The sequence below is a fragment of the Enterobacter sp. CFEC122 genome (assembly GCF_052983755.1).
In genome coordinates, this window is the sequence record NZ_JBRIQR010000034.1 from 1 (window position 1) to 26,152 (window position 26,152).

A 26,152-nucleotide genomic window follows, 5' to 3' on the forward strand; every position below is an offset into this window, starting at 1 on the left:
TGATCGGGCTGAATGAGCAGGAATTTCCTGGCGGCAAACCCGATGATGTTTACAGCGTTCGCACATCGATGAACACCCCTCCGGCCGAAGAGGAAATCGAGGAGGAACGTCGGCTGTTTTATGTCGGTATCACTCGCACAAAACAGCAGCTAAATCTGGTGGTCCCTCTTGATGAAGGGCTTGCGCGGTGGCTCAAAAACCGCTGGGATAGCACCCCGAAGAAGTCACCGATAGCTACTCGCTTCGTCTATGAGGCTGGCTGGACTGCTTGTGCGGTTACCAGTGATGCGATCTATAACAGCACGGTAGAGAAACAGAAGGCTGACTTCAGCAAGTTTCACCAATGGTATCTAAGAGATCTTCAGCGGCTAAAAGTCTAGGGCTACCGATACTTTTCGATTTCAGACAGGTGCTCGTTATCCAGATCAATTGTGGCTTTTCTTTCAGAAGCGAGCTTCTTCGCTCGCTTTGCATACTGAAGCCCCTTGGCTGGCTGCTCTCCGCGTAGGATCTGTTCAGCCTGCTTGCTCGTGCTGTGCCCCAGAAAGCGTTCGTACTGCTCGTCAGATACCTCAGTGCCGATCAGTCGTTCGATCCAGCCGCTTTTCGGCGGGTAACTTACGCCCAGCGCAAGCAACTGCCTTTTCTGTACCCACTATTTCCGGCGCGGCCGGCTTCAATCAAGGCTTTGGTTAGAACTACAGCCATTTGGGGACTCTCATACACAAACCTGAACCATGCGGGTCTGATTGGCGGTCAAGATAGCAGCGCATCGAAATCAACACTGAACTCTGCTTCTAAGAACTCAATCGTGGCTGGTTGGCTATCGAGCGATGCTTCCCGTGTAGACTCCAGTGCGCACTCCAATCGACGCAGCAGAGTAAACGGCAAAATGATCTTGCCGAAGTCGGTATGCTTGAAATCCCCCCCCACAGGTCTTCCGCGTTCTTCCAAATGAAATCAGCTTGCGAAGCAGCCGAACCTACGAACTCTGCCATCTTGGCCTCCAACCAACTTTTGCACGAAACGGCACATCTTCCAAAAGAGGGTTGTCAACCAAGTTTTGCACAAAACGGACTTTGATCCATTTCTAACTAAAATCTACAATCCAACCTCAGATTGCAAATAGCCTATGTTTATTACAGATGGTATGGTTCGTGTTTTTGTTTATTCGATGGCAACTGTACTCTTTCTGCCGCTTGGCTTGTTGAAAAGCACGTGGTGGTTTTCACCATTGTTTGCGATAGCTGCTATTGATTACTTAATGTTTCTGCGTCGACAAGGCTAGTTGCTGAACCTCATACCTCAGAGCAATCTGTATGTTTTTTACACCACTGGTTAAAAGGTCAGGCTACGTTCCTGACGTTTTTTAAAAAACAGTTTTATGTTTGATGCGTTACTGGTCTGTCTGGTAACCCAGTGGTACATTACCATTATTAAGGCTGGCTGGCGGTGGTGCATCATGCTTAAACGACCCTCTCTGAGCGTACTTTCCGACAGTCCTGTGCACCGCACCACTTACCCGGCAGGCCTATGTCTTGGTTATTCTTCGTTGTACCTTTTTCTTCAGCTTTATCCCTGACATGTCTGTCTGAACAGTTCTAAGCAAACCGGAATGTTGTCATGGCCAAAGTACAAGGGCTCTTTGTTGGATACCGAAAATTCGCTGTTGATCGCGACTGGCTTCGTCAGCAGGAAGAACAACGTTATCGGGATCGCCAGCGACAATTTGATGAATGGTCCAGGAAATGGGTCACTGTAACCAGGCTCAAAGAGACTCGTTTATGGACTGACGGAGCCATCAGGCGATGGTTGGGTGAACCTCAGCAGCAGGGTAAATATAAAGTTTTCCCCGTTGAAGCGGTTTTGGCTGCTGAGAAGTTGAATGAGTTTCGGCTCTGGCTTAAACCCCGACTGGAAAAGAAACGTGCCCAGCACCACCACTTTTTAATTCCATTTCTGTAAAGTAGAAACAACGGCAGTTCCGGCCGCATTCAAGGCTTCGGCATCTGGTCAGAAATAAAGCGCCATTTTTCAGTATAAGGGAGGTTAGATAGTGGAAGGTATTGAGACACTGAGTTTGCAGCTTGATGAGAATGAAACTATGGCCCTTGCTCAATTAGTTAAACGTCTGAGCTGGAGCGATCTTCGTGGCTGTGCTGTGAGTGACGAAGAAGCCTGGGTAATGAAAAGCGCAATTGAAAAATTACAACAGGCGTTAAGGGAAGAAGGTTATGCGCCTCGATGAGGCTGGCTTCGTTCTTTATTCCGATAACAAATTTGCTTAAGGACTAACTATGAGCCAGCACTGGTATGAGGTGAAAAGCAATCAGGGAATTGTTCAGGTGATTGTTGGGAGAAGATATTAATGTAATGCGTTTCTGCATTACATCAAGCAGATTAGCTTTTTCTGGTCAAAATAGACGATGTGATTTTTCTTTAGCCGAAGTCCATCCGCTCCCCACGCAACCGGTAAAGGTTCGCAGGTTTAATAAAGATAGGTTTCGTATCTCCCTAAGGGTGGGATAGGTAAACTCATAATGGCATCTGTGTTTACTATGTAAGTATTCGGGTAAAATTCATCTAATACAGTAAAGTTTAGTTTCTTACAAAAGCTTAATAAATATGGGTTTTTCACGTCTTCTATTACAACATCGCACCAGGGATTCGATTCACAGCAAAGCTTCAGAAAAGACTTAAACCATCCCTTGTTTTGTATTTCTTCCGGAAGCCGTACCACATGTATGGTCAGACAATCTCCATGATAACGATTAGTACTTTGTCTAAGCCCTACAACAATCCCCTTTTCTTGAATCTGTACACCTGCCTGATGCTCTTTCATGTCGGGCGTATAGTGCCTTGCTCTGTTTAACCAGGCCACCAGCTGCTGAGCCGTACTTGGTGATTCTTCAGCTATCCATTTCAGGTACTTGATGCGGTCCATATGCGCCTCCCTGTACGATTTCCAATGAACAAAGGCTCTACAGTATTAAGCTGCTGTAGAGCTCATTCAACCAAGCTCAAACTGTGCGTATTAAAGGATGCCTAACCTTTTTGTTTCATCGATCCACGGTCTGAATTCTTCCAGTAGATTATCATATAACTTTTCATCGCTAATCGAACCGAAATCATCCATGGCAAAGAAGTGGGTGTTATCAACCCGGCGGTCAGTAAAGTCATCCAGATTTTTGAGGATACCGTAGCTTGAACCACCCAGGCCGACAAACTTCCAGAAGATGGGGTAGTTGGCAGAACGCCGGATTGCATCTTTAATCGCCCGGGTCTTGCTGATCCCGCCATCGGTAATAAATACAACATACACCGGGATTTTCGAGTCCTTAAAGTAGTCGACTATTTCTTCCATCACAGGAGGCTCGTTGTTTGTCCCTCCGAGGCCCGGCAGGTTCTCCCAGGCTGAACGCTTTCCAGCCCCGCGAATGGACTGAATATATGTGTCCAGGTTGTCCAGTGTGACGTTTGGATACTTCTTATGCTTCTCTCCAAATCCCCAGACATCCATTTCACCGTCGTCGTCGAACTGGGCGGCAAGAACGGCGATGCGGTCCAGCACAGACTGAACGTTACCCTTACTGAACTGGCCACTCATTGAGCCGGATGCGTCAAGTACAAATGCAACCGCTGCCTCAAGGGTGTCCAGTTTATTTTTAGTAAGACTGACCGAGGCTTTTTTAGCGAGGCTTACAAGGCGCGGAGATCTGGTTTCCAGTTTCTTTTCCAGACTGATACGAGCAGGCTTTGCTGGCTGCGGAGCTGGCTGTGCGACATCAACGCCATAGCTAATGGCCAGAGGCTCAAGACCACCGTTGAAACCCTGCCCGAGCGCACGAAGCTTCCAGGCGCCATTGTGCCGATATACTTCACCCAGGATAATTGCTTTCTCACTGCGGCCCTGAGTCTCAGCCTGGAACTCAGCGATTCCTTGAGCCTGCATGCTCAACGAACTGAGCCCACTGATGGTATCTTCACCATCAATGACAACTGTGATTGCAATTTTACTGATGTTCGCAGGAACACGATCCAGTGCTATCTCAATGCTGGACTGCTGAGAACCGGTAACGAGCTTTACTGCCCCTTCAGGAGAAGACAGATTATTGTAAAAGATAAAGTCAGAATCGCCGCTGACCTTTCCCTGAGCATTAAGCAGGAACAGGCAGGTATCGGGTTCGCCTTTAAAGCCGGATTTGGTAGGGTACTGAAGATTCAGCCTGATCGCAGATTGCTGAAGTGGTATGTTTTGTCCGGATTGTAGATTCACATTAACTCTCCTGATTTTTGATTATTTTAAAGCGCAGCGTTTATATAGGTTCCCCTGGCTTAGTTCAGGACGCTGGATTTCTGGTGAGGCGTATATATGGTGTGACACCATATTTCATCACGTTGAAGTTTCTATACCTGTTGAATTGGAATTTCCATTGGTCGGGTATTTTATCTTCCAGAACCCGTGCCTTCATAAGTCGCAAACGTAACATATATCAGAGGGGCATGCTGTTGATATAAGGCACGGAATACAGGCTTTAACCAGCAACCAGAGAAAAATCCGTTTCCTGCCTTTAAAAGGCTCACGTCAGAATTAACATCTCTCTGCTTTCTGAGATTCCCGAACCCTTTCTGCCCCCCCCCTCCTGATAGCGGATCGCAACCAAAAAAAACCCCGGCATTGCCGGGGTATGATTCAGCGTTATTTTAGATGTTAACGCCGTGCTGGGAGGCAAGAGCCGCCAGGCCACCGGCAAAGCCCTGACCGACAGCTTTAAACTTCCACTCAGCGCCATGACGATACAGTTCACCGAAGACCATAGCGGTTTCGGTTGAGGCATCTTCAGACAGATCGAAACGGGCAATTTCCGTGCCGTTGTCGTTGTTGTAAACGCGCATGAAGCTGTTGCTCACCATGCCGAAGTTTTGTTTACGCGCTTCTGCATCATAGATGGTAACGGCAAACACCAGTTTTTTGATATCTGCTGAGACTTTGGTCAGATCGATTTTGACCTGCTCATCGTCGCCGTCGCCTTCACCGGTACGGTTGTCGCCCTGGTGCTCTACCGCGCCATCAGGGCTGGTTTTGTTATTGAAGAAAATGAAATGCGCATCTGACAACACTTTACCGTCTTCGCCTACTGCGAACACGGAAGCGTCCAGGTCAAAACCCTGACCATCGGTTACACGGGCATCCCAGCCTAGGCCAACCATAGCAACATTCATGGTTGGTGCTTCTTTGGTCAGAGATACATTGCCGCCTTTTACGAGAGAAACTGCCATTTTTAGCTCCTGCAAACAGTTGAATGAGGGCTGCATTAACAGCCCCGGGTAGAAAAGTTACTTTTTGATCAGGACGCGTTAATGCCGTACTGAGCACATACAGATGCCAGACCACCAGCATAACCCTGACCTACTGCGCGGAATTTCCACTCACCATTGTGGCGATACAGCTCGCCGAACAGCATGGCAGTCTCAGTGGACGCATCTTCGGTCAGATCGTAGCGAGCAACTTCAGTCTGGTTATCGTCATTAACCAGACGAATAAACGCACCGGATACCTGACCAAAGCTCTGGCGACGAGCCTGAGCATCGTGGATGGTCACAACGAAGATGATCTTGTCAACTTCAGACGGGACGGCGTCCAGTTTAATTTTCAGCGATTCATCATCACCATCGCCCTCACCGGTGCGGTTATCGCCGGTGTGCGTTACGGAACCGTCGGATGACGTCAGGTTGTTATAGAAGATGAAATCTGAATCGCCGCGCACTTTGCCGTTTGAGGCCAGCAGGAATGCTGAAGCATCCAGGTCAAAGTCCTGACCGTCTGTTGAACGCGCATCCCAGCCAAGGCCCACCAGGACGTTTTTCATTGACGGAGCTGCTTTACTTAGGGAGACGTTCCCGCCTTTGGAAAGAGAAACACTCATAAAATAACCTCTTCGATTAGTAATTGTTCAGGTTAACACTTAAGGGGATTAACTCCCCTTTTCCTCAGATTCAGGTTTGCCCGGGAACATGACGCTTGCGAGAATGCCCAGCGCCAGTACACCCAGTACAACATACAGGCTGGTTGTTGCCGCGATGCTGTAACCATGATGCCAGATGTGATCGGTCGCATTCAGGCCGAGTTTTGCCGCGATGAAGAACAGTAGCACGATAACGGCCTTCTCCAGATGAACCAGGTACTGTTTCAGTGCCTCAAGGACAAAGTACAGAGTACGCAGGCCCAGGATAGCAAACATCATGGCACTATAGACGATAAGCGGTTCACGACTGACGGCAATGATTGCCGGTACCGAGTCAAACGCGAACATTACGTCCGAGAGTTCAACCACAGCCACACACAGGAACAGCGGGGTCGCATACAGCGCCGCTTTTTTACCACGGCCAATGGTGACATCGCTGTTTTCTGGTTTCGCCAGTTCAGCATCCACTTCCTTCTGGTTAAGCAGGAAGGCATGCCCTCTGAGCTTCGGCCAGATAGGGAAGAAGCGTTTAACCATGCGGTAAGCCAGATGCTGGGAGTAATCCTCAATTTCATCATCGTCATCACCGCTTTTAAGCATCATGACCGCTGTCCAGGCAACGATAATAGCGAAGACAACTTCAACATACGGCCCCAGACTCAGCAGGCTCGTACCGATGGCGACAAAGATGCCCCTGAAGACAATGGCACCAATGATCCCCCAGTAGAGAACACGGTGGCGATAACGATCCGGAACGGCGAACCAGGAGAAGATGGCCATCATGACGAACAGGTTATCGACCGACAGCACTTTCTCCAGCGCATAACCCGTGACAAACAGACTGGCAACCTCAGCACCGTGGTGGATATAGAGGAAACCGGCAAATGCCATCGCAACCACAACCCAGAATACGGACCAGAGCGCCGCACTCTTCAGCGAAATAGGCTTGTCATCACGGTGCATAAACAGGTCAATAAAGATGGCACCGACTGAAAGCGCAATAAAAACAATGACCGTTTCAGTCGGGAAGCCGATGTGTGTGGAAACCATATTTTACCCTTAGGGATGTGGATCAGAGGCCAAATTCAGCCGGGTCGAAGCCCAACGCGATAGCGATCTCGCGGGAGGCCAGTTTCTCGTCCTGATCGAAGTTACCGTCACTTTTCGCAACGGCAATACCAACACGTAAGGCCAGCTGAGCGGCCTCAGGCTGATCTTTCAGCGCCAGGATGTATTTCATGGTTTCGCCCTTGCCGATTTCAACATCGAAATCGAAGCTTGAAACCAGTTTATTGAAGAACTCAATCACCTCATTGGTATCGAAGACCTTCAGCTCTTCTGAAGAGCGCAGAAAGCCCATCATTTTCTGCTTTTCTTCCGAACTTACGCCGTCACTCGATACGGCAATACGGGCACATACAGCAACGGTGCCCTGCATGAATTTTTTGTTTTTGAAACGGCCAACCTGGCGGGTCAGTTCGTCACGGCCTGAGTTAATGGCACCTTTAACTTTGTCGAAAAAGCTCATACCTGTTTCCTTTGTTGCTGTGTTATTTAGAACCGGCGCTCCAGCGAAATCCCCAGCCAAATGCCCGGTCCATTTCGTCCTGGCCTTTGAAGTACTGGTTAATTCGCTCGACTTTAATTGCGCCGTTTTCGTTTACGAGTCTGGCAATGGCGCACAATGTGCGACGGTTTTCACCTTCGGTCAGGCGGGTCTCAATGGGCGGTTGATCCGGCACATGAATGGTGACCACACCATCAGTCTTGTCCCAGCTGGGAACACCTTCATAAATAAAGGCGTAAATCAGCACTTCGCGGATATGCTTCCATTCACGTCCATTGATATGCAGCCACTCGCCGTCTGATACATCACCCGTCCGGTCATCGCCCTTGAGCTGAACATACGGTTCATCGCGATAATCACCGAATGCATTACCGAGCGCCTGAATGACCGATTTATACCCGTCCTGAAGCTCAACAAAGGCCCCCAGATCCAGGTCGATTCCTTTGGAGCCGAACATGCCTGCAAAGCCTGATTTGCCGCTGCCCCGGTGCCAGTTCAGGTTGATCCGGATTTCACCGAAGTTATCCCGTTTGGTCAGGCTGATTGCAGGCTTCTCTTTTGTCAGCGATACCTTGCTCAGGCTGATTTTTGTCTCAACTGGCGGAGGGGTTACAACCGGAGGAGTCGGGGCTGCGGGAGCCGGTTCGTCGGCAATATTTACGCCGAAATGCTCTGCCAGCGGTTTAAGTCCACCGTTGAACCCCTGCGCAACGAAGCGGAATTTCCAGTCATTATTACGACGGTAAAATTCACCCAGAATTAAGGCTGCTTCCTGACGGCCGCTCAGTTCGACACTGCCGCTAACCAGGCCGGTAGCCCCTTGCTCCACGTCGATGGAAAGATTACGAAGACCGGACACCGTCTGCCCACCGTCACAGGTCACGGTGAACGCAATTTTCTGGACATCAGGTTTCAGCCGGTTGAGCGCGACAGTAAAGGTTGAGTACTGGCCTTCACTGACCAGGCTGACGGTACCATCATCGTTACGTGGCTGACCATAAAACACCATGTCCGCATCACCCTGCACCTTCCCGTCGGCATACAGGCGAAACGCCGAAGCATCCACCTGGCCGCCCGAGGTGATCCGGACCCGCAACTCCTGGGCTGGAACGGGGGCATTGCCCCCCGGCGTCAGGTTCATTAGCGAATAACCGCTGAAACGATATCGGAGTGCATATCGTCAATTGTGCGGCCGCGACAGGCATGGCCAAGGGCGGTAAAGTCCCAGTTGCCGTTATTACGGCGCAGCGAAGAAATAACGATCCCGGTATGTGAGCCCTGCTCAGTCAGCTTGTAGCGAGCCAGCTCTTTGCCGGTTTGATCGACAACGCGGCAGAACGCGTTTTCGACGTCATTGAACGACTGACCACGGAAGCTGTTTACCGTAAACGCCAGGTATTCAACGTTTGCAGGCAGTCGGGAGAGGTTGACATTAATCACCTCATCGTCACCGTCACCTTCACCGGTCAGGTTATCGCCACTGTGCACAACAGCGCCGCAGGTGGATTCCAGTTTGCGGAACCAGATGGTGTCAATTGTTTTACCGGTGCTGTCCATTAATACGCAGCCAGCATCGAGATCGATTGAGTCGTTGCCTCCAAACAATCCTCCAAGAAGACCTTTTTTCTTAACCGGATCCCAACCGAGACCGAAATGAAGCTGGCTTAATGCAGATGATTCTTTGCTGAGTGATACCGTCTGGTTCTTAACTAATGAAACCATGTTTTATTCCTTAAAATGGTAATGACCGAGACAATCAAAGGTATATTTAGTAACTGACGAAGAAAATCATATCATGATGAAGTTCTCTGACAAGGGAAATTTTGGTAGTTTTCTGTAAAAACACAAAAAGAAATCCTTTTCAGGGTGTTAATTTTCTAAGTTTAATTTAAATATCAATGTGTTATCAGGAATCCAAAAAACCTGACGCACTCCATAACCACAGGAGTTATAAATCATATTATGATTGACATGTAGCTTAGACACTCATAGACTCACTTCTCAATCATAAATTTGCATGGCGTTCCGGATAATTAAAAAAAATGAACAAGAAAATTTGGTTTATGGAAGGTTTATCCTCCCAGCGAGATATTATTCAGGGGGTAAAATCATTTGCAAAAAAAAATAATTTTGCCATTACCGTTTTTGCCTCCCACCGTAACGAAAGAAATGAAATCCTTTCCGTTGCCGACTATTCTTTGACTGAACCTGAAGATCCTCAAAAACGTCTTCAGTTTATCCAGGAAACCATTCAGTCCTACGGCATCCACCATATTCATACTGGCCGTAACAGCCAGTGGTTTGAAGAACACCGTTCAGCCATTGAATCGACCGGTGCCACCCTTACTACCGGTGCAACGGGCGTCGACTGGTTAACTCTGGCTGACGAAAAAGTTACTTTTGCTCAGTTTATGGAGCAAAAGGGTCTCCCGGTCGTACCATCCTGGCGGGTGAATACGCTGGCAGAATTAAAAACACACCTCGCGGCCCCGCCGTTCACTGACAGCCCGGTATGCGTGAAGCCGGTGACGGGTATCTATGGCATGGGATTCTGGCGCTTTGATGACAGTGCTTCGCCTATGGCCGTCTTTAATCATCCCGAACATCGTCTGGTCAGTCCGCAACAGTATATTGCAGCAGCATCAGCTGCTGAGTCGTTTAAACCCCTTGTTTTGATGCCGTACCTGCCAGGCCCGGAATTTTCCGTCGATATCCTCGCGGATAAGGGCGAAATACTCGCAGCCGTGGGACGCCGTAAGGAAGGGGTTATCCAGTATCTGGTAAACGAAGGAAGCGCCTGGGAACTGGCGTGTGACTGCGCCAGGGTTATGAAGGCCGACGGGCTGGTGAATGTTCAGACGCGAAACGATGTGAATGGCAACCCGGTGCTGCTTGAAACCAACATGCGTCCGTCAGGGGGGGTGGGTTATACCCTTCACAGCGGGGTGAACCTTCCTGGGTTATTTGCTGCCTTTAAGCTCGGTCTGATGTCTGAAGATATGGTGCGCCAGAGCGCTAAAAACACCTTTTCTCCGGTTGCGGTGAGATCCATTACGGATGTAATTGCATACCCGGAATCACTCTCTAACCTTCTGAATTAAGGCGTATTTATGTCTGATATCCTCGAAGATATGATTTATCGCCGTACCCTCTCATGCGGTACGATTCAGGTAACCCGCGACCAGGGTGAAGTTTCGCTCGATGACCTGTTTGACATCGCTGAAAGACGTAACCCGAAACGCGCCTTTCTGTTTGTCAGCAAAGTACTCGGCAGGCACATTCCCGTGCCACCCTCAGTCATGCGGCAGGCCTACAGACAGCTTGCCAGCCAGTTCCCCTCGACACTGACAGGACCCGTACTGTTTATCGGTATGGCTGAAACCGCCGTTGGGCTTGGGGCCGGTGTATTTGATGAAGTGCGCCACCAGCATCCTGAATCTGTCTATCTGACCTCTACCCGTCACCCGGTTGATGGCACGTTGCTTTGCGAGTTCAAGGAAGAACACAGCCACGCCACCGATCATCTGATCTATCTGCCAGATGATGAAGAGAAAAGACGTCGTGTTACCAACGCACGAACGCTGGTTTTGATTGATGACGAGGCAACCACCGGTAATACCTTTATTAACCTGCTTTCAGCCCTGCGTAATACCGGCAAGCTTCAACATATTGAACAGGTTATAGCCGTTACGCTTACCGACTGGAGTGGCAAAGCCTTGTCCGAGCGCAGCACCTTACCAGTCACTTCGGTTTCTCTTGTAAGCGGTAAGTGGGGATGGACCCCATTACCTGATGCACCTGTCCCGGACATGCCGAAAGTCAACGTAACTTCACGAGGAGAATGGGACATCCAGGGAAAACAGTCCTGGGGCCGACTGGGGATGCTCGCACCTGCGGCCGATCTCGGCCATGAGGTCTCCGTCCACAAGGGGGAACGTATTCTGGTTCTCGGGACCGGGGAATTCGTCTGGGAGCCGTTCCTGCTTGCTGAACGGCTCGAAGCTGCCGGAGCACAGGCATTTTATGGATCGACCACCCGCTCCCCTATCGCCGTTGGTTATGCCATTGAGTCCGCCATTTCCTTTACGGATAACTACGGGCTGGGCATCCCCAATTTTGTCTATAACGTCGCCCACCAGCAGTTTGACCGCATTCTTGTGTGTACTGAGACACCCGCAGAAAGTATTGACACGCAGCTTCTTAAAGCGCTGGCTGAGGTTGCGGCCGTCGTGGAGATTGTTACCTATGAATAAACCCGTTGTTCTGAGCGACCTTGACGACACGCTCTTTCAGACCCGTCGTAAAATGGTGGACGAGCTGGCCCTGGAGCCATTCCGTACCGGTGCCGTTGATCGCACCCTGAATCCACGAAGCTTTATGACGGAAGAACAGTCCATGTTGGTGGACTGGCTCCTGGAGCAGGCTGAACTCATACCCGTTACCGCACGGGGAACTGAAGAAATCAGCCGCGTACGGATCCCTTTCCACTCCTGGGCAATCACCACTCACGGGGCCGTCATTCTCACGCCAGAAGGCAAACCCGACGAGGAGTGGAAGGCCCATATGCTCGGCCAGCTGGCTCCCTATCAGGAAAAGCTGACATCGATGCAGCGTCTGATCACTGAAATGATGGACGCAAAAGGGATCAATGCCTGGGCAAGGCTGAACTTCGAATACGGTGAAACGGCGGTTTATATGGTGATGAAGCACCGCGACAGCACCCGCCTTGACGAGCTCAATGCCATTGCAGATGAGATAGAAACGGTGTTTCCGACCGAGGGCTTCTACATCCACCGCAACAGTAATAACGTGGCCTGGCTTCCCACCGCGGTTGAGAAAGGGCTGGCAGTCAGATGGCTTCTTGAAAAACTTCGGGCTGAACGCGGAGTCTTCCCCGTAATTGGTCTGGGCGACAGCCTGAGCGATCATCGTTTTATGAAACTGTGCAGCTGGTTTGGCATCCCGCGTCAGAGTCAGTTTGCAGATGCCATTTCACAGCGAATTTTTGGAGAAAATTAAAATGCAGCCACATGACACATTTACCGGCTCATACCAGCCCGGTGACGTGGAATTTCTGCTAAAGCCGGTAGTCATTGAGATGACGCCGGTTGAGCAAAAAGAAGAGCTGATTCAGTCAGGGAAGAAACATTATTCGGACATGCTCAGTCAGGAGCCAGCGCCAACACAATGGCATCTTGATTTGTTTCACCGGGCGCTGGATCGGGGCGCAGAGAGACTTGCAAAAGAAGTCACACAGCTCGCTATTGCTCTGGCCGAACGCTTCGGTGATGAGCCCATTGTACTGGCCAGTCTCGTCAGAGCTGGCGTGCCGCTCGGCGTTATGCTGCACCAGGCCCTGCGTGACATGGGGAAAACCTCATGGCATTACGGTATCAGCATTATCCGGGATCGTGGAATTGACGGTGCAGCCCTCGACGTCATTGAAGAGCGCCATGGTACCAGCGGTATTGTCTTTGTTGACGGATGGACAGGTAAAGGCGCAATTACCGGAGAGCTTGTACGCGCACTGAAAGATCGCCCGGGCTATCCTGAGCAGCCGCGACTGGTTGTCCTGGCCGATCCCTGTGGCTGCTCCTGGCTTGCAGCCAGTGATGATGACTGGCTCATTCCTTTTGGCATCATGGGTGCGCCGGTATCAGGCCTGATCTCCCGGTCAGTATGGTCCTCTGAAGGATTACATGGGTGCATGGTTTGCGAGCATCTCAGTGAATTCGAATGCAGCCGGATGCTTGTCGATACCGTCGCCCATTTCCGTAAGAAGTTAACCCCGTCATCCCTCGCTACCCTGAGCTGGAATATGGAGTCAGCCCGGGTCTTATGGCAGACAAGTCGCGACGTTATCGCGTTCCTGGCCGATGAATTTAAAGTGGACAGCGTCAATCGTATTAAACCCGGTATTGCTGAAGCAACCCGGGCTGTATTACGTCGGGTACCGGACCATGTATTTGTGCGTTCTATTGACGACCCGGACGTTGCCTTGCTTGTAGGGCTTGCTCGTGAAAAGGGAATAGTTGTTACAGAAATGGGGGGAACCCTCGGCCAGTATCGGGCTGTAACCATTATCAAGAAGGTACTCTGATGAAAAATCGTCTTTCTCCCTGGAATCTGGGAGCCACGCTATACATGCCTGCAACACGGGAAGATATTGCTGATGCCGTCCTGCACGGGAAAATCCCGGGTTTGCGCTCTCTGGTGATTTGCCTGGAGGATGCTGTCAGTGAAGCAGACATCCCCATCGCCCTCAAAAATCTGGAGCACCTGCTGCACGAGCTCAGTAACAGCATGCGTAGCCTGGGTAAAAATGACTGGCCTCTGGTGTTCATTCGCCCCCGGCATGCCGACATGGGCAGATGGTTAAAAGCGCATTATGATCTTTCCGCTGTCGATGGGTTTGTGTTGCCGAAATTTACCCTCAGTTCGTTAGCTGAATGGTGGGATATCATGGGCGGGACTCACCTGTGCATGATGCCAACGCTGGAAACAGAAGACGTCTTTGACGTGGTTCAGATGCGCGAGCTGGCCACTCGCCTGGTGGAACATCCCTGCCACGACCGCATTATTGCGCTTCGAATCGGCGGCAACGATCTTATGAACGTTGTGTCGCTTCGCCGCCCCCGGGACCTGACGCTGTATGACAGCCCGATGGGCTACGTCATCAAAATGCTCGTTTCAGTCTTCGGCCCGCGTGATTTTGCCCTGACCGCGCCCGTATGTGAGCATATTGACGATCATGCCGTTATGGCCAGAGAGCTGGCTCTTGATATGGCACATGGGCTTGTTGGGAAAACGGCCATTCACCCGGGTCAGATAGAGGTCATTCAAAACGCGCTGATGGTCACTCAGGGTGAGTATTCTGACGCTCTGCGGATCCTGAACTCTACCCAGGCCGTGTTTAAGTCGCAGGGAGCAATGTGTGAACCCGCCACACATCGCCGCTGGGCGGCTGGCATTCTGGACAGAGCTCGTTTTTATGGGTTACAGAACGAGCAAAGCGCTGATGGAATCAGATTACTTACCGTGACCCAGCATCATTAAGGAAATCATAATGGGGTTCAGGTTCAGAAAGTCGATCAACATTATTCCTGGCGTTCGCCTCAACCTGAGTAACGGTGCACCGAGCCTGAGTGTCGGGCCGAGAGGTGCTTCCGTTTCTTTTGGTAGCCGGGGGACCTATGCCAATCTGGGCTTGCCCGGTACCGGGCTGAGTTACCGTACCCGGCTTGACCGGGCCGCGCGTTCCGGAGGTGGAAACCGGACGGCAACCGACCCGGGGCTCAGACAGGCGCTTGAGCAGGAAGCCGCTGAACTCATGTCAGCGGTAACCGCAATCCGTAATATTCACGAGCTGACGCCGGATCCAAAAACAGGCATCAGCTGGGCAGAGCTGGAAGCAGTATACCTGCATAACAGAACGTCGCCTTTTCAGGTTCCGGCACCGGTGCGTCCAGAAAAGCCAGACTACCTTGCATTGCCGGAAAAGCCTGCCGAGAGCGAAGGCATTAGTTTTCTGGGTAAATGGTTTGAATCGGAATCAGCTAAAGCTGAGCGCCACGCCGAAAATCTTCGCCGGTGGCAGCAGGAGCTGATTGATGTGGAGCGTGAGAATACCCTTCGACAGCACCGGTACCAGCAACAACGGACGGCCTGGGCCGAACAGTATGCAAACTGGAAGTTTGAAGCAGAAGAACATGAAAAACGGCTCGCCACGGCTCAGGCAGATGCCCGGCAGCAGTTCCGGACAGACGCCGCGTTTTTCGAATCATACCTGGCGGGTGTGCTGGCAGAAACTGAATGGCCGCGTGAAACGATTGTTGCATTTGAAGTAAAGCCGGAGCTATCAGCAGTCCTGCTGGACGTTGATTTAGCTGAGATTGAAGATTTCCCTGATAAGATTTACGGCGTTAATGCCCGGGGCACGGAGCTGACGGAAAAAGCCATGACGCAAAAAGCCGTACGCGAAAACTATGCCCGCCACGTCCATGGCTGCTTGTTCCGCCTGGTCGGTATCGTTTTACATACGCTACCTTTCGACAACGTGATTGTGTCAGGCTTTACGCAACGGGTCAGTAAGCGGACCGGCTATCTGGAGGATGAGTATATCCTGTCCTGCAAATGCACTCGCAGCCAGATGTCGTCAGTAAATTTTGCAGGCATAGAACACATTGATCCGGTTGAAGCGTTAGGCGATCACCCGGTTATTCGAAAGATGAGCAGTACCTTCATTTTTCAGCCTATTGAACCACTAACCCTTTAAGCAGGCTAAATCTTACGATGCAATTAAATACCAGACAGGCCCGGATTTTTAAGCTTGCCAACTTACTGGGCACCGGCAAGCCCGTTTCCGCTGCCGACATTATAACCAGTCTGGAATGCTCAGAGCCGACATTAACCCGGGCCCTCAAAGAGCTACGCGAGTCATATTCTGCGGAGATCAAATACAGCAAGGCAGGTCATTCCTACCATCTCGTTAATCCGGGCCAGCTGGATAAAAAGACCCTTCGCCGGATGAATGAAGCGCTCGCACAGAATGCTGAACTGAAAACCGGTGAGTCTACAGGGAAGGTCGTACTCGATAAGGATAAAAAAACAGCCGTGTCCTTATCGCTACGCATGCGGATCTTAAGAAAAATTGACCGTCTGGCTGCGCTGAGTGGCTCGACCCGAAGTGAAGCGGTAGAGAAGCTGGCTCTGCACTCCGTTGACGAACTGATAAAAGAATACAGCGCTAAAAAGTCCTGACGCTAAATCTCAGACCGGGGTGAAAACCCCGGTTTTGTCATATTTTACCTCTGTATTGGCGTGACGTAGTTTTGATCTATTCTCCTCCCGCAATGCCAGCAGCGCCTTACTGACTACAAAACCTGGTGTCTTGACATCCTCTTGTGCTACACATCAATCTTTGGGCGTTTTACACTCCATTCATGCAGATCTGTGATGTATGATGAATTTCATACATAAGACAGTTTATTTGTCCGAGTTTTTTCAGAAATCTTATATTCCAGTCCGGTCTGAATTATTTTTCTGTTGATAAGAGGCCATTCACATGTCGGTAATTCTATGGTGGTTAACTTATTTCTTTAATGCCGCTTCTGAGTATTTAATCTCCACCCGACAGATGTCGTGCCGTTTTATCAAATCAACAAACCCTGGCCTCTTCCTGAAACTACTCTCCTCTTCCGATCTCTTAAGAAGGAATTACATTTGAGACGCTTACCCGTATATCTGCTACTCGACACGTCCGGCTCTATGCACGGAGAGCCTATCGAAGCGGTTAAAAATGGCGTTCAGACGCTGCTTACCACGCTGAAACAGGATCCGTATGCACTCGAAACGGCTCACGTGTCAGTGATCACCTTTGATTCTTCAGCCCGACAGGCAGTCCCCCTGACAGACCTCCTGAGTTTCCAGATGCCAGCACTAACAGCCAGCGGCACCACGTCTCTTGGCGAAGCGCTTTCCCTCACGGCCAGCTCCATTGCCAAAGAAGTACAGAAAACGACGGCTGACACTAAAGGTGACTGGCGTCCCCTTGTATTCCTGATGACGGATGGAAGTCCGAATGATGACTGGCGTAAAGGCCTGAATGACTTTAAAGCGGCCAGAACCGGCGTTGTTGTGGCATGTGCAGCCGGGCATGATGCCGATACCAGCGTCCTCAAAGAAATCACTGAAATCGTGGTTCAGCTCGATACAGCTGACAGTTCGACGATTAAAGCTTTCTTTAAATGGGTCAGTGCGAGCATTTCGGTAGGCAGTCAGAAAGTGGAGTCCAGCAAAAAAGAAGTGATCGGTCTTGAAGACCTGCCACCGCCGCCGCCAGAAGTAAATGTGGTCTTATAATTTTATTGATTAAGGGGATATCATGTCTGTCAGTCTGAGCAAAGGCCAGGGCGTAAGCCTGAAAAAAAATGAATACGATCTCTCGTCCGTTACTATCGGCCTCGGTTGGGATATTAATGAGGAAAAGAAAGGTTTTCTCGGCGGGATCTTTGGTAAAAAAGAAGAAGAATACGACCTTGATGTGATCGCTTTCCTGTGTAATTCAGCCGGAAAGGTGACCGATCTCGGCAATGTGGAAAATGGTAAACCAACGCTTGTGAATGGCGATATCATCTTTTTCAACAGCCTTCGCCATAAGTCAGGCAATATCTGGCTGACGGGCGATAACCGAACCGGAGCCGGTGACGGTGACGATGAGCAAATTATTGTGCGCCTGAATTCCCTTGACGCTCAGTACGAGAAAATTGTGTTCATCGTTCAGATCTACAATGGTGAAAAGCTCCAGCAGCACTTTGGTAAAGTTCAGAATGCCTTCATCCGGGCAGTAGATGCCCGTAATATTGAAATGGCACGATTCGATCTTTCTGGCGGACCCGCCTTCGCCAGCCAGCGCTCCATGGTCTTTGCCGAGCTGATACGCGAGGCTACAGGCTGGAAACTCAGGGCAATTGGTGAGCCTTCAGAATCAGATTCGTTTGTCTCGCACCTGAGGAATTACATGTGATGCGCCGCCTGCCTGTTTACCTTGTTATCGACACATCCGGCTCGATGCGCGGTGAGTCAATCCATTCCGTTAACGTTGGAATTCAGGCGATGCTTAGCGCTCTTCGCCAGGATCCCTACGCCCTCGAAAGCGTTCATATCTCCATTATCACCTATGACAATGAGGCGCGTGAGTTCATTCCTCTCACGCCGCTGGAAGACTTCCAGTTTTCTGACATCGTTGTGCCAAGCGCAGGCGGGACGTTCACCGGTGCTGCCCTTGAATGTCTGATGCAGTGTGTTGAACGGGATGTACGTCGCTCAGATGGTGATACCAAAGGAGACTGGCGTCCTCTGGTATTCCTGATGACTGATGGAACCCCTTCTGATGCCCTGGCGTACGGTGAAGCGGTAAAAGCGATTCGCGGCCGGGGATTCGGATCCATCATTGCCTGCGCCGTTGGTCCTAAAGCAGGCCATGAGCACTTAAAACAGCTCACCGATAAGGTTGTGTCTCTGGAGACGCTAGATTCAACCGCGTTTGCAGGTTTCTTTAAATGGGTATCGGCCAGCGTGTCTTCCGGCAGCACAAGCGCGGGGATTAATAACGGAACTGATACCCTTCCCCCTCCTCCACCAGAAATCCAGCTGGTGCTCTGACAGACAGAAAGGTGCTGTTTCCGGGCAGCACCTTTCTGTACAGCAACGTTTTCTGCTGGCCGTACCAGCCGTACGAGGAAAATTATGAGACGCCTTCCCGTGTTTTTTGTCCTGGACTGTTCAGAGTCCATGATTGGTGAAAACCTGAAAAAAATGACTGATGGTCTGCAAATGATCGTCGGAGATTTAAGAAAGGATCCACACGCACTTGAAACAGCCTGGGTCTCGGTAATCGCATTTGCCGGTGTAGCCCGTACGATTGTACCTCTTCACGAAATTGCCTCGTTCTACCCTCCCCGCCTTCCCGTTGGCGGCGGTACGAGCCTTGGAGCTGCATTGCGTGAGCTGACCGTGCAAATTGATACCCAGGTCAGAAAAACCACTCATGAGGCTAAAGGCGACTGGAAACCCGTCGTGTATCTCCTTACCGACGGACGTCCGACTGACGACACAACCGCAGAAGTGAAGCGCTGGAAGGATCACTACGCGAGTAAAGTGAATCTCATTGCCGTTGGCCTGGGGCCGTCAGCGGACCTGAATATCCTGCGGCAACTGACAGAGAATGTCATGCTGTTCACCGAATCTCAGGAAGGGGACTTTACCCGCTTCATCAAATGGATCACGGCCTCGGTTACGGCGCACAGCCGCAGCGTCGGGGACGACAAACAACCTGAGCTCAGCCAGACTGAATACATAGTCCGGCTGGCCAAGGACGAGCCAGTAAAAGCGTACGACGAAAACTGCGTTACGCTTACCGGCCGTTGCAGCAAGACCCGTCGTCCGTACCTGATGAAGTATGAACGGCCACCAGCAAGGGTTTCCGGGCTCGATTTCAGTCTGAACCTGAACAGCTTTAATATTGCCGGATGCTATCCCATCGATGAGGACTATTTTGCGTGGTCAGATGCCACCGCTACCGGTTTGCAGGTAAATACCAGCGAACTGCATGGCGTACCGGGTTGCCCCCACTGCGGTAATGCCAGTGCGTTTGCCCTGTGCTCATGCGGAAAGTTGCTGTGTATTGACGGCCCGGATGACGTGATCTGCCCGTGGTGTGAAACAGGCCTGTCATTCAGCAATGATGGCGGAAACACTAACTTCGACGTAAACAGAGGGAGAGGTTGATGTCGCAAAATGCTTTACTTGAAGAGAAGATTATCCGCTTAGTTCTGTCTGAGCTGGGCCACCCTGTTGAAGGTGAGCGGCTTTTACTTCTATCGCAGGACCCATCCCTTACCGAAGAAATTATGCGGCTTAAAGAGCGGATTGAGAGCCTTGCACAGGGTTTATCTGCGCGGGTTAGCGAAGGTGATAACGACGCAGAGATTGCCGCCTCGTCAGCATCCAGTCTTTCCGATCAGCAACAAACGGTCGTAAGTGTTGCTGATAACCCGGGCATTGACGCTACCGATACATCAGCACTGCAACCCCTGCCAGAAAATGAGCCTCATCCTCCGTTCTGGAAGCTGATGCCTTATTACGAATTTGATAAACCAGCACAGAGGGAAGACGAAAACCTGTCTTCCCTGGTATTAAAACCCGGGCAGATACCGACAGGCCAGCAGCGGGCCAGCTTAGCTGTGCCACCTGCCGTTCCCCCGAGAGCTAAAATAACGATCCCCAACGCCCGCGCAGGCGAACGTTTCTCTTCGCCGGTTGCTATCGTTCTGGGTGAGGGCCAGCAGGCTACTGTCAGGGACGTTGTCTTTCCCCGGAACATTGGCCTGTCTTTTGACAAAGAACAGGAGTTGCTGACAGGTACTCCCACCGAAAGCGGCGATATAGAGCTTTCAGTAATCTGGTCATGCACGTCGCACGACGAATGTGAAACAAAACAGCTATTTATAATCAATCCCGATCCGAGAAGCCTGTGGAAGGTGGTAGAGCCACCAGCAGACGCTCCCTACCCTAAGTCCCATCTGGACGCTGCTGGCCTGGTCAGGGGTGATATACGTATTGCTGCCGCCAGTCGCCGGGGACGCTCTCATGAGCATGCCGGAAGCTTCAGAGATGACGACTTCTACATCAACCACTGCCAGGAAACAGGATGGTCTGTCATGCTGGTCGCAGACGGAGCCGGTAGTGCGGTAAATTCCCGGGAAGGCTCCCGGATTGCAGTCAAAACGGCTGGCGATTACCTTTTAAATCAGCTCAGTGGTGTGAAAGGCGTCCATTTAAAGCAGCACATCACGGCGTGGGAAGGGAGCGATCAGCAGGCAACAATAAACGCCATGCTTCATCATTTTAAACAGGCAGCTACGCTCGCGGTCAACAGTATCCAGAACGAAGCCATTTGTGCAGAACAACCTGTGAAATCCTATTCAACAACCCTTCTGGCAACTGTAGCGCTACGAACTGATAACGAGCTGTTTGCGACTGCATTCTGGCTTGGTGATGGTGCGATAGGTGCATACAGCCCTTCCGGTAAAGTCAGGATACTGGGAAATCCCGATAGCGGAGAATACGCAGGACAAACCCGTTTCCTTGACCAGAGCATTATCGCAGACCCCTCGTTTAGCGGCCGCATCAGCGTGGGTAAATGGAATGATGTATCTCACTTGATCCTCATGACAGACGGCGTCTCAGACCCTCTGTTTGAGACGGATAATGGGCTTCGCAGTGACGAAAAATGGACCCGTCTCGTTGATGAGCTCAACCCTGTCCTTACAGACGCCAGTATTGCGCCTGAGAGGTTAGGCGACTGGCTTAACTTTTTCTCCACAGGGAACCATGATGACCGCACTATTGCGGTGTTGTGGTAAGGGATACGCTTTTTCGGTGATCAATATGGCAAATATCGTTACGTGCAAAACAAAGGACGGCGAAACAGTCCAGTATGTTGACGAGGTAATTGGTTCGGGCTCGATGAAGGATGTTTACTTTTCGCCTGATAAATCATACGTCGTCGCTTTTTATCATAAACCGCAGAACGAGCAGGCCCGGGATCGGATTGATATGATCACCGGACGCTACAGGCAAAACATTTTTGGCCAGTCCGGAGGTGAATACTGGAAGGACCTGTTTTGCTGGCCGACCCATGTTGTTGAGCATGGGCATAAAATCGGCATCGTGGTTCCAACCTACAAAAGCTACTTTTTCTTTAAATACGGCTCTAAAAACGATGATTTTCTTGGCATAAAAGGTCGTGAAAAGGAAGGCAAATGGTTTGCCAGCGCCAGCAACCAGAACAAATTTCTCGACCCACGTGAACGAGGCAATACGCTTACCTATCTCAAGGTCTGTCTGCTGCTGACAAGAGCCGTCAGAAGGATGCATGCGGCAGGTCTCTGTCACAGCGATCTAAGCTATAAAAACGTGCTTATCGATCCAGAAATGGGACATGCCTGCATCATTGACGTAGACGGCCTGGTTGTCCCTGGAAAGTATCCTCCCGACGTGGTGGGCACCCCGGATTTTATCGCTCCGGAAGTGGTGAAAACCAGTCATCTTTCCAAAGAGGATCCGAACCGCGTATTGCCAAGCATTACTACTGACCGTCATGCGCTGTCGGTGCTTATCTACATGTATCTGTTCTTCCGTCATCCGCTACGTGGCGGAAAAATACATGACATGTCGGATGAAGTACGTGATGAGACCTTATCTATGGGTGAGAAGGCACTCTTCATTGAACATCCGACAGACAAAAGCAATGCAGTCAAAGTCAGTCAGCTATCGTCCTTTTCACTGCCCTGGGCTGACCCGGAGAAAATTCCTTACACCATCATGGGCCCTTATCTGACACCTTTGTTTGAGCGCGCCTTTATAGATGGCTTACACGATGCCACTAAACGCCCGACCGCCGATGAGTGGGAAAGCGCCCTGGTTAAAACAGTCGATCTGATACAGCCCTGCCAGAACAAGGCGTGTGAACAGAAATGGTACGTTTTCTCGGGTAAGACAAAGCCGGTTTGTCCCTACTGCGGTACGCCATACAAGGGTAAATTACCGGTTCTAAATTTATATTCTTCCCGAAAGGAAGGCAGTTATCGTCCTGACGACCACCGGTTGATGGTGTGGAGCGGGCAGTCAATCTATGCGTGGCATGTGAATCGCCTCATTGCGCCAAATGAGCGTACAACCGATTTGCAAAGGAAACGAGTTGGGTATTTTGTTTTCCATAACGATCAGTGGTGGTTAGTAAATGAAGGCATAAATGGGCTTATGTCATTACCGGATAAACGACAGATTGCCATTGGGGAAAAAATTGAACTGACGAATAACGCTCAGTTTGTTCTGTCAAAGGAGGAAGGCGGCAGGCTGGTCGTCGTTCAGTTAGTAGAAAACTAACGGACGCCCATAACGACTAAAACGTTCTGGCAGCATACTGAACCTGTTTAATGAATCACTATATTAAGCTGTGTCAAATTTAAGCTGCCAGAAAAACTGACTGTCTGTGCCGGATATGCGGTACACCTCCTGCGGCAAGGGTTTAATGCGCAAAGCCCAATTTATTTATAAGAGTGAATAGTTTTGTGGCTCTACCCTGCCGCTCTCCTTTCCTGTGTCATGGTTTTTAACATCTGAAATACTGACATTGTTAAGCCGGTGATTGTATAAGGCGATGCGGACAATCTCATGAAGATATTCAAGTTCGTTTTGTGTCAAGGACTGGCCTTCCTGGGTTTTTGAAATCATTTCCTGCCAGCAGATCAGTCTTTCGTAACTGACATGTTCGCTGTTTTCCAGGCAGTGCAACCTGAAATAGCGAAGGAACAAAGGAAATTCATCGGTCTGAGCGATGTCATAAGCCCGAACCGTTAACCGACACAGACATACAATCGTATCCTGCTGTAACCTGACTAACGCGTTATGACTGCCCGGAAGGATATCAGGCAATTTCATCTTACAGTCAGCAAGGCGCTGAAGAAGAGGCCCTTCCTCTGAAGGCTCCCGTCCCCGATACTCCTGAAGAGGTTCAGATTCAAGTTCATGCATTAATGGATGATATAGCCATTCCCGGGAACTGGTCTCATCAATGATCAGGCTTTCAATGCACTCACTGTATGTTGTTTTACGTCGCCCGAGCTGCACCTGACTGATTTCATATTCAATATCTGGAAGATCGATACGCAATGCGGCAACTCTTTCGGAAGGATGAAGGTGGTCAAAGGTTAACTTCGCAGAAATGCTACGATCCCTGTCCAGAAAGACGGCCACACATAAATCATTAACCTTTACGAACAGATCAGCTGTGCCTCCGAACATACTGCCGCTTCCAATAACCTCATTCAGTGAAACCGGCCCACCATCGTCGCCAGCGAGAAGATTTGGGAAACCAAGAACCTGGTGCTCGTTGATGACTTCAATAATTTTTCCCCGGATGGCTTCCATCAGACCATCACAGTCACCGGCTACAGCAGTACTGTGTGAGAAATGCCAAAGCTTGACCTCCCCCTGCTTTGCTAACAGATCAGTTTTGCAAGCGGGGCAGATGCAGTTACAGTCGATACCCCGGCTGACCTCTGTAATATCTAAAAAGAGTCCTGATTCTCTCTGGAGTCCAAATGGAATACCAAATGTGTAACTCTTACGCATGGCTGCACCCCGTTTTTGATAATTATTCAAACTATATCCGAAATAACGGAGGAGGATTTCTGTAAAACGAATTAAAAGAAATGATTTTTTAGTTTTCCAGATTAATGTTTGACAAGAATCAAATGAGAGCCTTACAAATATGGAGAGAGAAGTTTAGGTAAAGTAACTTTTATCACAACTTCTAAAATTAAGGAGAATATCGGATGTATTTAGCAGTGGGCTTGGCTTATGATTAAAGTCTTTCTCCGAACTTAATAAGAAAGTTAAAAAGACAGGCTATTACAGTGCCTTTAGCCCCGAAAGGGGCATAAACTATTTTCAAATCCAGACACAGTCTTTTTGTTGTGCCAATATCAATAATTACTCGCGAACAAAGGTCCACACACTCGCAGGAACTTTGTCATATAACTTTTTCATTGTCAGTTCAGCTTTACGATGATCATAAGCACCAGAAATTTCAAGAGAGGCGACACCCGAGTTTTTTTCACATAACCTTTCAAATACTTTTTCGAGCGTTTCGAACGAACTACACTTACGGAATTTCATTAAATAAGACTGCTTTGTGTCAGACATAATCAACCTTCTTTAGACAGGCCTCAACTGGCCAGGGATAATCTTAATATCATTTTTCACTTAAGCCTAACGATTTCACAACCTTTTTCGTTGTTTCCACCCTGTTCATAACCAGGTACATGAGTGCTAAAATGACTGTAAATAAAACCAGTGTATCCCGGTGAGCAGGATGAAGAATCAATCAGTGATCAGACAGTTTTCGGAAAGCGAATTGCATCAGCAGCTGGAAACGTTCGGCAACCATGATAAACAGCTTTCACGCTTGATCCGTTACTTTTCCCATCTGAGATACAACACAGCTAAAACCTATCTGCACTGGCTACGAGTATGGAACGAATGGTATCAGGCGAATGCCCGGTTGCATACAGACTGGCCAGTAAGTTCGCTCCCCGTGTCTGAGGAAGCTCTGCTGGCGTTTATGGGGCATCTTGAAGGCAAATTGTCACGAAGCAGCATAAACAGCTGTCTTCAGGCCTTAAACAGTATCCATAAAAAAGGGCTTAACCTGCCCGGGATTATTACGTCTGAAGCATGGTACATGCTGGAAGCCTTAAAACAATCGGAAGCCCGGAAGCGAAAGACGACTAAACAGGCAACTCCCTTTCTTATTGGCGATCTCAAGGCTCTGATAAAGTTACGCAGTACTACAAACTCAGTTCGTAAGCTTCGTGACCTGTGCCTGATCTGGACAGGTTTTGAAACACTGCTCCGTTCATCCGAAATTCGCCGTATACGTCTGAAAGATCTGTCTCTGGATAGTATGACCGGTGAATTTAACCTGACGGTATACCGTACAAAAACGAACATCAGTACACTTCTTACCTACCGGCTGACACGTCAGTTAACTAACTGCCTCTTGAGATTGATGAACCTTGTGAAAATGGATCAGCACAGTCATCCGGATGAATACCTTTTCCAGGCCGTAAATTTCCATGATACAGGCTATATGCCACCCGGCTGGAAGCTTCGGAGTAAAGGGAATGAGCTATCTGAGCTTCTTAAACGGCATAACCTGCCCTACCGTGCTAAACAAAGTCTTCTGAACGATGAAGATGAGGAAGACACTGTGGACGATGCCGGTATGCTCAGCAAAAATTCCCTTTTACGGGCATTTAAAGAAATGTGGAATGAGCTTTATCCAAATGAGACTAAAACCCGTTACTGGACAGGGCACAGCGTTCGTGTAGGCGGTGCGATACAGCTGGATATTGAAGGTTACTCGCTACCACAGATTATGGAAATGGGGAACTGGTCGAATGAAGAAATGGTTATGCGCTACATTCGCAATATTGAAGCTGGTAAAAAAGCCATGATCAAGCTTATGCGAAATGCCTTTGATGAATAGCGC

General features: G+C 49.8%; 28 protein-coding genes and 1 pseudogene. 17 read left to right on the plus strand and 12 right to left on the minus strand.

What is annotated here, in order from left to right; all coding sequences use genetic code 11:
• Positions 1–380, plus strand: a 380-nt coding sequence (locus tag ACVCAM_RS19925) for a 3'-5' exonuclease (RefSeq protein ID WP_275146578.1), incomplete at its 5' end; no start/stop codon positions are given.
• A 2-nt stretch (positions 381–382) separates the two neighbouring features.
• Here ACVCAM_RS19925 and ACVCAM_RS19930 read toward each other — a convergent pair.
• Both ACVCAM_RS19930 and ACVCAM_RS19935 read right to left on the minus strand, forming a co-directional pair.
• The gene (locus ACVCAM_RS19930) at positions 383–637 is read right to left on the minus strand and encodes a hypothetical protein (RefSeq protein ID WP_000880375.1); all 255 of its coding nucleotides are present in this window, start codon (positions 635–637) and stop codon (positions 383–385) included.
• Between the two features lie 140 nt (positions 638–777).
• Positions 778–998 (minus strand): annotated as a pseudogene (locus tag ACVCAM_RS19935) (type I restriction-modification system subunit M N-terminal domain-containing protein); the annotation flags it as partial.
• A 625-nt stretch (positions 999–1,623) separates the two neighbouring features.
• Between ACVCAM_RS19935 and ACVCAM_RS19940 the strand changes: the two are divergent.
• Together ACVCAM_RS19940 and ACVCAM_RS19945 are read left to right on the plus strand one after the other, a co-directional pair.
• A complete protein-coding gene (locus ACVCAM_RS19940; protein ID WP_001151572.1) occupies positions 1,624–1,965 on the plus strand; it encodes a hypothetical protein in 342 nt (113 codons plus the stop codon).
• Positions 1,966–2,056: 91 nt separating this feature from the next.
• Positions 2,057–2,248: a DUF7706 family protein gene (locus ACVCAM_RS19945; protein ID WP_000398479.1), complete on the plus strand. Its 192-nt coding sequence runs from the start codon at positions 2,057–2,059 to the stop codon at positions 2,246–2,248.
• A 240-nt stretch (positions 2,249–2,488) separates the two neighbouring features.
• Here the strand turns inward: ACVCAM_RS19945 and ACVCAM_RS19950 are convergent, their stop codons facing one another.
• The 8 genes from ACVCAM_RS19950 to ACVCAM_RS19985 form a co-directional block, all read right to left on the minus strand.
• Positions 2,489–2,944 carry a hypothetical protein gene (locus tag ACVCAM_RS19950; protein ID WP_000374058.1) on the minus strand — a complete coding sequence of 152 codons (456 nt, stop codon included), beginning with the start codon at positions 2,942–2,944 and terminating at the stop codon, positions 2,489–2,491.
• A 90-nt stretch (positions 2,945–3,034) separates the two neighbouring features.
• Positions 3,035–4,276, minus strand: a complete 1,242-nt coding sequence (locus ACVCAM_RS19955; RefSeq protein WP_001053340.1) for a vWA domain-containing protein — start codon at positions 4,274–4,276, stop codon at positions 3,035–3,037.
• A gap of 428 nt (positions 4,277–4,704) precedes the next feature.
• Entirely contained in the window at positions 4,705–5,280 is a 576-nt protein-coding gene (locus tag ACVCAM_RS19960; RefSeq protein ID WP_000301247.1) for a TerD family protein, read from the minus strand.
• 68 nt (positions 5,281–5,348) lie between these two features.
• Entirely contained in the window at positions 5,349–5,927 is a 579-nt protein-coding gene (gene terD, locus ACVCAM_RS19965; protein WP_000116680.1) for a tellurium resistance membrane protein TerD, read from the minus strand.
• 48 nt (positions 5,928–5,975) lie between these two features.
• Complete coding sequence (terC, locus tag ACVCAM_RS19970) at positions 5,976–7,016, minus strand: tellurium resistance membrane protein TerC (protein ID WP_000255079.1); 1,041 nt, start codon at positions 7,014–7,016, stop codon at positions 5,976–5,978.
• Positions 7,017–7,038: 22 nt separating this feature from the next.
• On the minus strand, positions 7,039–7,494 hold the full coding sequence (locus ACVCAM_RS19975) for a tellurite resistance TerB family protein (protein ID WP_000007449.1): 456 nt from the start codon (positions 7,492–7,494) through the stop codon (positions 7,039–7,041).
• 22 nt (positions 7,495–7,516) lie between these two features.
• Positions 7,517–8,674, minus strand: a complete 1,158-nt coding sequence (locus ACVCAM_RS19980) for a TerD family protein (RefSeq protein ID WP_001054786.1) — start codon at positions 8,672–8,674, stop codon at positions 7,517–7,519.
• Complete coding sequence (locus ACVCAM_RS19985; protein WP_000254137.1) at positions 8,674–9,255, minus strand: tellurium resistance-associated protein TerZ; 582 nt, start codon at positions 9,253–9,255, stop codon at positions 8,674–8,676. The genes ACVCAM_RS19980 and ACVCAM_RS19985 overlap by 1 nt, the downstream gene beginning before the upstream one ends.
• Positions 9,256–9,575: 320 nt before the next feature.
• Here ACVCAM_RS19985 and ACVCAM_RS19990 point away from each other — a divergent pair, with 320 nt between their 5' ends.
• The 13 genes from ACVCAM_RS19990 to ACVCAM_RS20050 all read left to right on the plus strand — a co-directional run bounded on the left by ACVCAM_RS19990 (position 9,576) and on the right by ACVCAM_RS20050 (position 22,983).
• Positions 9,576–10,634, plus strand: coding sequence for an ATP-grasp domain-containing protein (locus ACVCAM_RS19990; RefSeq protein ID WP_012695441.1), 1,059 nt, complete (start codon positions 9,576–9,578; stop codon positions 10,632–10,634).
• 9 nt (positions 10,635–10,643) lie between these two features.
• A complete protein-coding gene (locus ACVCAM_RS19995) occupies positions 10,644–11,786 on the plus strand; it encodes a phosphoribosyltransferase domain-containing protein (protein WP_001280115.1) in 1,143 nt (380 codons plus the stop codon).
• Positions 11,779–12,552 (plus strand): HAD family hydrolase, encoded by a 774-nt coding sequence (locus tag ACVCAM_RS20000; RefSeq protein WP_001040058.1) that lies wholly within the window; start codon positions 11,779–11,781, stop codon positions 12,550–12,552. Before ACVCAM_RS19995 ends, ACVCAM_RS20000 begins: the two co-directional genes overlap by 8 nt.
• Position 12,553: 1 nt before the next feature.
• Entirely contained in the window at positions 12,554–13,633 is a 1,080-nt protein-coding gene (locus ACVCAM_RS20005; protein ID WP_001585166.1) for a cysteine protease StiP family protein, read from the plus strand.
• On the plus strand, positions 13,633–14,589 hold the full coding sequence (locus tag ACVCAM_RS20010) for an HpcH/HpaI aldolase/citrate lyase family protein (protein ID WP_031942304.1): 957 nt from the start codon (positions 13,633–13,635) through the stop codon (positions 14,587–14,589). The genes ACVCAM_RS20005 and ACVCAM_RS20010 overlap by 1 nt, the downstream gene beginning before the upstream one ends.
• A 10-nt stretch (positions 14,590–14,599) precedes the next feature.
• On the plus strand, positions 14,600–15,808 hold the full coding sequence (locus tag ACVCAM_RS20015) for a DUF4236 domain-containing protein (protein WP_011152964.1): 1,209 nt from the start codon (positions 14,600–14,602) through the stop codon (positions 15,806–15,808).
• A gap of 17 nt (positions 15,809–15,825) precedes the next feature.
• Positions 15,826–16,293 (plus strand): tellurium resistance protein TerW, encoded by a 468-nt coding sequence (gene terW / locus ACVCAM_RS20020; protein ID WP_001176767.1) that lies wholly within the window; start codon positions 15,826–15,828, stop codon positions 16,291–16,293.
• 462 nt (positions 16,294–16,755) lie between these two features.
• Positions 16,756–17,394 (plus strand): vWA domain-containing protein, encoded by a 639-nt coding sequence (locus tag ACVCAM_RS20025; protein WP_001253657.1) that lies wholly within the window; start codon positions 16,756–16,758, stop codon positions 17,392–17,394.
• A 22-nt stretch (positions 17,395–17,416) separates the two neighbouring features.
• Positions 17,417–18,058 carry a TerD family protein gene (locus ACVCAM_RS20030; RefSeq protein ID WP_000116681.1) on the plus strand — a complete coding sequence of 214 codons (642 nt, stop codon included), beginning with the start codon at positions 17,417–17,419 and terminating at the stop codon, positions 18,056–18,058.
• Positions 18,058–18,696, plus strand: coding sequence for a vWA domain-containing protein (locus ACVCAM_RS20035; RefSeq protein ID WP_001253658.1), 639 nt, complete (start codon positions 18,058–18,060; stop codon positions 18,694–18,696). The genes ACVCAM_RS20030 and ACVCAM_RS20035 overlap by 1 nt, the downstream gene beginning before the upstream one ends.
• A gap of 84 nt (positions 18,697–18,780) precedes the next feature.
• Positions 18,781–19,821, plus strand: a complete 1,041-nt coding sequence (locus ACVCAM_RS20040; protein WP_001253656.1) for a TerY-C metal binding domain-containing protein — start codon at positions 18,781–18,783, stop codon at positions 19,819–19,821.
• Positions 19,821–21,458: a PP2C family serine/threonine-protein phosphatase gene (locus ACVCAM_RS20045; protein WP_000081060.1), complete on the plus strand. Its 1,638-nt coding sequence runs from the start codon at positions 19,821–19,823 to the stop codon at positions 21,456–21,458. Before ACVCAM_RS20040 ends, ACVCAM_RS20045 begins: the two co-directional genes overlap by 1 nt.
• 25 nt (positions 21,459–21,483) lie before the next feature.
• Complete coding sequence (locus ACVCAM_RS20050; RefSeq protein ID WP_001284318.1) at positions 21,484–22,983, plus strand: helix-hairpin-helix domain-containing protein; 1,500 nt, start codon at positions 21,484–21,486, stop codon at positions 22,981–22,983.
• Between the two features lie 165 nt (positions 22,984–23,148).
• Here ACVCAM_RS20050 and ACVCAM_RS20055 read toward each other — a convergent pair whose 3' ends face one another.
• Together ACVCAM_RS20055 and ACVCAM_RS20060 are read right to left on the minus strand one after the other, a co-directional pair.
• Positions 23,149–24,231 (minus strand): competence protein CoiA family protein, encoded by a 1,083-nt coding sequence (locus ACVCAM_RS20055; protein ID WP_001232447.1) that lies wholly within the window; start codon positions 24,229–24,231, stop codon positions 23,149–23,151.
• Between the two features lie 360 nt (positions 24,232–24,591).
• A complete protein-coding gene (locus ACVCAM_RS20060) occupies positions 24,592–24,804 on the minus strand; it encodes an Hha/YmoA family nucleoid-associated regulatory protein (protein WP_001285422.1) in 213 nt (70 codons plus the stop codon).
• A 169-nt stretch (positions 24,805–24,973) separates the two neighbouring features.
• Here ACVCAM_RS20060 and ACVCAM_RS20065 point away from each other — a divergent pair, with 169 nt between their 5' ends.
• Positions 24,974–26,149 (plus strand): tyrosine-type recombinase/integrase, encoded by a 1,176-nt coding sequence (locus ACVCAM_RS20065; RefSeq protein ID WP_000795949.1) that lies wholly within the window; start codon positions 24,974–24,976, stop codon positions 26,147–26,149.
• Positions 26,150–26,152: the final 3 nt, after the last annotated feature.